2 protein-coding genes and 1 pseudogene are annotated in these 8,359 nt (G+C 53.4%); all 3 read right to left on the reverse strand.

Annotated elements, in window-relative coordinates:
- Positions 1–2,266: 2,266 nt before the first annotated feature.
- Positions 2,267–3,610 (reverse strand): annotated as a pseudogene (locus H3Z84_RS17380) (ATP-binding protein); the annotation flags it as partial.
- 87 nt (positions 3,611–3,697) lie between these two features.
- Complete coding sequence (locus H3Z84_RS17295) at positions 3,698–5,881, reverse strand: GmrSD restriction endonuclease domain-containing protein (RefSeq protein WP_199457595.1); 2,184 nt, start codon at positions 5,879–5,881, stop codon at positions 3,698–3,700.
- A gap of 9 nt (positions 5,882–5,890) precedes the next feature.
- Positions 5,891–8,323: a DUF1156 domain-containing protein gene (locus H3Z84_RS11770; protein WP_199457596.1), complete on the reverse strand. Its 2,433-nt coding sequence runs from the start codon at positions 8,321–8,323 to the stop codon at positions 5,891–5,893.
- Positions 8,324–8,359 lie beyond the last annotated feature (36 nt).

Raw genomic sequence — 8,359 nt, forward strand, 5'->3', positions numbered from 1 at the left:
AGGCAAAGTTGACGGGCACTGAGACTTCGGAGTAAGAAGAGAAACCCCGCGTCGCTACGCTCCGATGGGTGGCAGCCTTGCTCCGGTCCGGGTGGCAGGCTTCACGTGGAATGGGTGGCAACCTTCAGCGGTTTACGCACCACCTCCCTCCGGTACTCCTTGCTGAGCCGGTATTTGATTTTGTGGCGTACTCCATCCAGCATGCTTGTGGTCTCCTTCCCTGTCACTTTGTGGATCTCTTGTACCGAACGATTCCAGCCAACGATACTGCGTAGGTAATTACGACTGTAGGCTGGTTAACAGTGGGGTTAACAGCGAATGCAACACTTTACGCAACACGGCTTGCCCATGTGTGGAGCGTCGAGAGAGCGTTGGCAATAAAGATGGATTCTATCAACTAACTGTTTTTAAACGAAAAAAATCGAGGCCGCGTGTTTTGGTCGTGCATTTAGATAGCATGCTATGCAACAGCTGTTGCGTCGTAGGTTAACAGGCGCCCTCAGTGTGAGGTGGTTGTTAACTGTCCGGACTTAACGGCTGCTGCTCTACCGCCCGCTCAGTTTTGGTACGCACTAACTGGTACGCACCCTGGTACGCAGGGATTCGGCATGCTCTCACAGCGTCTGCTTTGCACGGATCTACTGGTATCCAACCAGGTATCCAAGCCGGTATCCACGGAAACCGTGGTTTTGGTTGCTTGGATACTCGGTCGATAAATCCCTGAACACCGCCACTGGGGTGACCAGGCCTAGTCTTCCTCAAACTCCGAAGAGCTGAACCTCAGAACGTTGCAGTTCTCCTTGATGGTTCGCTGCAGCGACTCGTCAAAGCCATCCTTCTTCCGGGCCTCTATCTCCACGGATATGGTTACATCAACACCCAGCTGCGCTGTGAACTGCTGAACGACCTCGTCCATGATGGTGGCGAAATCCATCTTGGCTTTAACGGCATCGAGCTCCACTGTTCCGTAGAAGTGGCTCTTGGCTGTGCCCGTTACCGCTGGTTGCTGGGTAGCCGCACCGCCCGGTTGACCGCCGGGGACACCCGGGGGAGTCAGTGGGCTGCCCGGGTCGCCGGCTGGCGGTGTTGTGCCTCCAGCTTCTGGTACCTCACCTCCGGTGGGAGGGGTTGGTTGTTCTGCTGCACGAAGCTTCTCGGCGTAGGCGGCTGCTGTTTCACGCTCGATCAACAGAGAAGACTCGGAAAGGTCAGCAAGCGAGTTTCGGCCGAATGAGAAGCCAAGATAACGGTCGCCTTCCTTTCCAGATGCAAAGCCGAAGTAGTCCTCAGACTCCACGCCTTGGGCAATGGCATTCCGGAACACCTGGTCGTTAACCAGGCGCGGTAGATAGAGGTAATGGCAGCTGTCCTGCCACACCTTCAGCGCGCTGATTTCGGTAACGCCGTCCTTCAGGTACCAGTCTGAGAGCACCTTGCGCAAGTGGATGGGTGACCACTCGTAGACCAGCCATTCTTCTTCCCGTAGCTTTTCCTCGATGCTCTTGACGAGATAGGGGGCGGTTGGCGGAACAGTCACGACCTCCCAGCTGAGCTCTGGGCGGCCTTTAACGAAGCTTTCAACCGGTGCCATCAGCCATTTCCAGGTTTCCCGGATCAGCTGGCCAAGGCTTTGCCCTGCGGCATCTCGACTCCGCTCGGATTGCTTGAGGTGCGACAGATCCTGGTTGAGCGTTCCATTTTCGATATCGGTAACGATGGAGCGCCAGGCTAGGTAGATCCTGGTTTGTTCTTTTAGCCGTCCTACAACATCGAAGTCTGGAGCCAGGAACAGCAAGCGGTTCTGTTTCTGGCGGGGTTGTTCACCGCGGTTGCGGAGGATCTTCTCAGCCTGCCCGTAGGCCTGGTTGGTCTCGGTGCGGCTATAGCCTGCATCCAGTGGGAGCACGACAAGGCGAGGCCCGGTTCCATAGTCATCCGGGACATCTGCAGACGGCGTAAACACGTGGATGCCCGCAAAGTGGTGGTTCTGCCCCCTGAAAAACTGACCAACGCGATCTTTCAGTAATGGAATCACATCGTCCCGCTCGCTGATATTCTGCTTGCGGCTCTCCATCTCGCGGCGCAGGTTCGGCTTGGTGTCCAGCCAGTAGCGATCTTGCTCTGCGTACAGGTAATGCAGCCGATCCCGCAGTCGCTTGAGCACATCCTCAAACACACCAATGGTCTGGCCAGGCTGAACCGAGCCAAGCAGTATGCGCTCGGTCTGAACACCGCGAATCATTTCTGCCTGGGTTGAAGGAGCACTGCCAAGGAAGATGGTTCTTGCAGTTCGGCGGGCGGCTTGAACACCGCCGAACAGGGTGTGGTGGCCATCAATATCAGCTGGTACCGACCTTGGCCCATCCACTTCCTTCTCAATGACGGGCTCCCAGCCCTGGGGCAGGTAGTGAATGCTCTTGTTGCGCACATTGGCGTCATCCAGGGGCAACGAGCCAGGCATGATCAAGGCGTCTCGGTTGCCGTCATTCCAAAGGCGGTGGATGACGATGGCCATGTACTGGAGAACACCGCGAGTACGCTGGAATTTATCGAGCGTAGACCAGTCTTCATAGAGTCGGTCGAAGACCTCTGGGTGAATCGGGTAGGAAGAGCAGAGCCGATCATAGTATTGGTTGGACTGAGTCTCTACCGGGAATTTTTCAGCGTTTTGACGGTAGAAGTCCGAGAACTGGCGGCTGATGCCTTCAACTTCGGCCCGTTCACCAGAGCTCTCAAAGAGCCGGCGGCGAACAATCTCGAACGCTTCGCTGGAGCCAACAGGCTTCCAGACAGATTCCACCCGGGCAAAGTATTTCTCCAGTGAGTTCAGCGTCCTCTGGCCCATTGTGCCGCCGACTTCCAGCTCAGATTCCGGCAAAGAAGCGAGCATAATGGCATTAGGCACAGCCTTGAGAGCCTCGGTCAGTGCCTGGATAAAGCTGATGTTGCTATCAAAGGTACCGCCTTTGTACTGCTTGCCCAGCTCCAGCTGGCGGATGTAGGCCACCAGCTCGTCTACCAGAATCACGCAGGGTGCGGCACGGGTTAGCAGCTGTTTCAGGCTGTCTTTACCCGGTGAGGTGCCATCTCGATCACTATCCGCGACCAGTGCATAGCCTTCTTCCCCCAGTAGTTGCCAGGCTAGCTCGCCCCAAAGCGTGTTTACGGTGGTGGAACCGTAGGTGCGAACCTGGCTGGGTGACAGCTGAATGCCATCGATCACAGCCATACGTGCGGTAGGGAGCTCGGTAATGCCGGCTTCATCCAGCACCGGAGGAATACCCATCAGCTTATCGGTACTCACCTTGCGGCTTGCGAGGTGGTACACAGCCAACATGGTATGGGTTTTACCGCCACCGAAAGCAGTTTGCAGCTGAACAACTGGGTCGCCGCCCTGGCCTGCGAGGCGCTGCGCGACAGAGATCAGGAGCAGGCGCATGCCTTCGGTAATGTAGGTGCGCGAAAAGAACTTCTCAGCGTTCTGGTACTCCTCCGGCGCTGTGCCGGTTGCTACCTGAGTGATGTCTGCAGCGAACTCAGACTGCTTGAAGGTGCCTTCCAGAACATCTTTGTGGGGGCGTGCGATCTCACTCCACGGTTTTAAGCTCATAGTCCTATCCTGTTACCCGTTACTGCGTCCCGAATGTAGTGCGGCTTGATCAAAAACACTGATCTATCGACCTTTTTTCTTTATCAATCATCCTGCCTCTGTCTGTGCTTCTATCGCAGCAGCGCTATACCAATTAACAAAATCCAATAGATCATCGGCACTCTCAAGCTTCCAAACATAGGCTGGATTACCGAGGCGTAAAGCAGGGCAGTTCTTTCGATTGAGATTTGAATTTCGCGGATCCGTGTCTGAATACTCTCGCGCCGGCTCAAACTCCGACCCGGATAGGGAGACGGTTTGCGTCCATAGGGTAATGTCCCGACCCTTTCTCTCCAAGGCAATCTCTTTGCCGTCTTTCGTTCGGAAGCCTGCAATGTATTTTGTTGGCTCGGCTATACGTTCAAGAAATTTTGCCAGTGTCGCCTCTGGGCCTGTTACATCTACGCTATCAAGGGAGTTTTCTCGATCATCTTCCTCCGCTTTCAGGGAGAACACCCCATCTGTCAGATCGTCGTTGTCTGATGAAACCACAACGTCTTCCACCTCATCTAGCTCAACATTGTCGATGGCATCAGGTGTATTGGAGAATCGATCTGTTTCAGTATCTGTAATCAGGTTCTTCAACTTTTCTACAATCAACGCCCTTCGCGCTTCAATGAAGTCGTCAAAGCGCTCAACTTCCCATAGTGAAGGTTTTTGGGGTATGAGATGCATGTCCAGATAAGCATCGGATTTGTCCGCGAACCAATCCCGAGGAAGCTTATCATTTTTACCCTGGAAGCCGTTTTCGTCAGCGGTTAGCAGCATGCAGTTAGCCAATTGGTCTCTGGTCGCAGCGGGATAGCGCATCAGCGATTGCCGGCCGGTTTCAGGGTTTTCATCCTTGATGCTCTTGAGCAGTGACTGAGGGAAAATATGATCCACCTGAGGCAGATTCCCTGCGTATGCGGGTTGGTAGTCGAATTGCCGATACCACAGATTAAAAATCAGATGAATCGCACGAGATCCGTAGCTCGCCTGGAACAGGCTGTCCTCGGAAACATCCAGATTGCGCCCGTCACTACGGATGACCTCAAAGAGATTAGCAACTGAGAAGGTTTTATCCTGATTGATACGGCGAATGCATTTATCAATCAAACCGTCCGGTCGGCCGTTAAATGCACCGCAAAGCAATGTTCTGAGTAGGTATGAGTCCAGCCCGTACAAAGACTGCCAGTTCTCTGGATAGTGATAGCGGTAGTAGATGACCGGTATCAGTGTTAGATAAGAGGGCAGCGCCTTATCGGAACGAATGTAGGTTTTGGAGAACAAGTAGTCCCTCACATCTCTGATGGCTGCAGAGATCTGGGGCCACTTATCGATTATCGACTGCTTGGTTTGTTCGTCCCGAAATTTCTTTACATCATAGGCAGCGCCCTTGCCAAGCAACACCAGGCAAGTCTTCATCACGAAATCACGGGTGAACTCGTAGCCAGAAATATTCAGCTCAGAAATCAGCTCTTCCATCGCTTCATCGGCATCTTGCCAGGAAGCAGTTAACAGCGAGAAGAGGAGATCTGACTTACCAAGTTTCGTGCCACCGGAGTTGGCGCGAATGAAAATCTCGACCACATCGTTTTCAGTGTATGCGTCTGGGTTATCGACGCTGTCCAGCTCCTGATAACCAACATACTCCTCAGAAACAAACACTTTTTGGGCCTGCCAGAGATTCCGGATCAGTCTTCGTTCCTGCTCTTCGGTGATGGGTGAAACGGCTTTGGCTTCCAGCTGTTTGGCCAAGTCGTTTGGCATCTCGTTACTGAACACAATCTCTTTGAATTTGACCCATGGGAAGCTGGCTCGGTTGGCGGCCAGAAAACGGAACTGATACCGCATCTCCTCTGTGTGAGTTGGCTCCCCGCTAAGAACGTTAAAGTAAAGCTCCTGCTTGCCGTGACTCCCACATAGCCCGATAAACAGGCTCTGAAGTCTCTGTTGGCCATCAAGCACAAGAAGTTTTGTCCGGCTATCTTCTGGCACCTGGAACTGGGAGAGCTTAATGCCGTCGTGATAGTTGTCGATAAACTTCCGGCGCTTGATCAGGGAATGGGTACGCCAAACCAGCATCGTACTGATCGGATATTCCCGCATGATGGAGTCAAACAGCTTCTCGATCTGTTCCGGGCTCCACACAAACGGCCGTTGAATGTTTGGCAGCCAGAATCCGCCGTCGTACTCTGGGTTGTTGAGATACTTTACAACCTTACGTATGGCTACATTTTTGTTCTTCACATACGCTCCTTAGAGTTCCAGTCCGTGTTGTTCGCCCTTGTGGCCCGTATCGTGGGAGGCCTCGACAATGGCATGCCACGAACCGATCAGCTCGTTGTAGGCGCGTGCTTCTTCGGCCCACTTCTTGCGCTCGCACAATGTGTACAGGTGATAGGCCAGCTGGCGGATGGCTTCGCCTTTTTCCGGCATCTTGGCCAAAAGCTCGCCTGCGGCGGATTCCCCGTGGTTGTTCAAGCGGCGAATCATCTGATGGCAGGCTTCCCAGACGGGGGTACGGTCGTCTTTGGTGGGATCCCAGTCGGATTCGTATTCACCCCAGCGCAACAGGCGCACCTTTCCGCTACCGGACTCGGCCACGCCCGCGGCTTTGACTCCGTCCACGCTGGTACCTTTGGCGCGGGCTAGAGTGTCGGCCTCGCCAAACTGACCCGCACTCCAGCCGTATTGCTCGAACCAGCTGGAGCAGAACTGGGTATCGGCATCGAAGCTACCGGAGTCCGGGCTCAGGTACTCGGTAATGGCGCGGTTGATCAGCACCAGAGCGTCGTGCACGCTCATGCGGGTACCATCCTGGTTCAACACCGCTTCATATTTGGAGTAAATAGCCATACCTGGGCCGATGGCAGACTGAGCCAGATCCACAGGGGCAATGGGGGTTTGGCCCGTTTCACCACCAATCATGGTTTCCAGTGCCCCGGGCATTTCCTCGCGGAGCTGGCGTTGGAAGTCTCGGCGGGAAATAGATTCGGCGTTGGTTTCTCGCTTGCGGCAGACCAAGACAATAGAGGATGCAAGAGCGTTTGCACCTGCACCAATCATACGATTGGCTAACTCTGTGCGCATGGGCCAAGTGCCGTCTATTGCGAAGCCTGCCTGAATTACGGCCTCAAGGAAGGTAACCCAACCGGTGCTAGTGGTACTGCCTTCTTTGGTTTCAGATTGCTTGAAAGCATAGTAGATCGAAACCGGAAATGCCGGATGTGATTTCTCGGCCAGATTATGTATGGCGCGGGTCATCCCATCCATAAAAAAGGTTTCGGCTTTTTCCTTGCTACCATGTCGATATGGGGTAGCCACAAGCTCCTCAGCTTTGGGAACTGCCATGGTTCCAAAAAGTTGTGGATAGACTGATCTTAGAGATTTTCGCAGCCAAACGTAGAAAAAGTCTGACAGATCGGCATATCCAATGTTGTCATAATAGGGTGGGTCGGTGGATACCACCTTATAGTTGCTAATACCCTGCGTGGCAGCGTCATCCTGCGCTGCAAACGATAAAGGTAAATTCCTAAGTGTCTGCCGTTCGATCACGCGGATGATGCTTCGTAAACTAGTTTGAAAATCGCCGGCTGCTTCTCCGAACAAGTTATTTTCAGCAAAATCCCAAATCATCGGGATGGCTTGGCGACCAAAAAGGTTTCGAACCTGCGTTTTAGTGATTTCCCAACGACAAAGAGCATTGGAAATGTCTGATAGCCGACTGACGCCGAATCCTAAATAAACAGCTACTGCATCTCCGTAAGCGGTGCAGCCGGCACCTCCCTGGGCTAGACCTTGACCATCATCCGGAAGGCCAGCAGCTTTTGCATCGGCAATAGATTTTTGGCGAGCTTCTTGTGCTAGATCCGAAAAGGTATTCAATGCCACCAGCTGACGGGGAGTGAATAGGTCTCCGTAGACATCAAGCCCATAATTCGACACGTTGACGCGGCATTTGCCGTAAAGAGGCGTTTCTGGAGACCATTCAGGGGTTGCTGACCTAGCTACTTGCTCCATGTCTTCAGTCGGGGATAAATAAACCCGTCCCCGCACTCCTCCAGCCACAACGGCCATTAGCTTTTGCTTCATGCGTCCAGATGAACCCTCAGACCGAATATGTTTATAGTCCATGGGTGTTCCGGATAGCAGACACTTGAAGCCGCCTCGTTTGCCTGCTGTTGTTCCTATATATGCGGATTGTGGAGGCGTACCTACCCGAACTCGAAACTGGTATTTGTCCCCTTCTATCACCGGGTCAACATAGAGTTCCTTGCCTTTCTTGTTTGATAGTACGAAGTTTGACGACAGTGGCACATGTACATGGCTAAATGCCGGATTTGGGCTTCTAACGGTTCTAGCCCATAACCAAGCAATTACCGTCAGTTCTTCTCCAAGATAAGGCTTAAGGTCAGGCCGCTCGACAACCATCTCTTGGGTAACCTGAACTTTGGGATAGAGGTGGCCAATCCGCTTAAAGGCTTCCTCTCGCATCCAGTGGCCATAGCGGCGCACGTCTTCGGCCAGACCTTTGGCGCCGGCCCAGTCTTCCATCATATCCGGCTGTTTTTCGCCCTCCGGCAGCGGAGTTATGGTGATTTCTGGTGTATGGAAGCAGGCTGAAGGGGTGGCGTATCCTGTTGGTTGATCACCGCCAAGATCACAACCAACAGAGGAATGATACGCCATGTCCGAGTCTAACCTGCATGCTCTTTCACAACCAGA

Source organism: Marinobacter sp. bablab_jr003 (genome assembly GCF_016464245.1).
GTDB lineage: Bacteria > Pseudomonadota > Gammaproteobacteria > Pseudomonadales > Oleiphilaceae > Marinobacter > Marinobacter vinifirmus.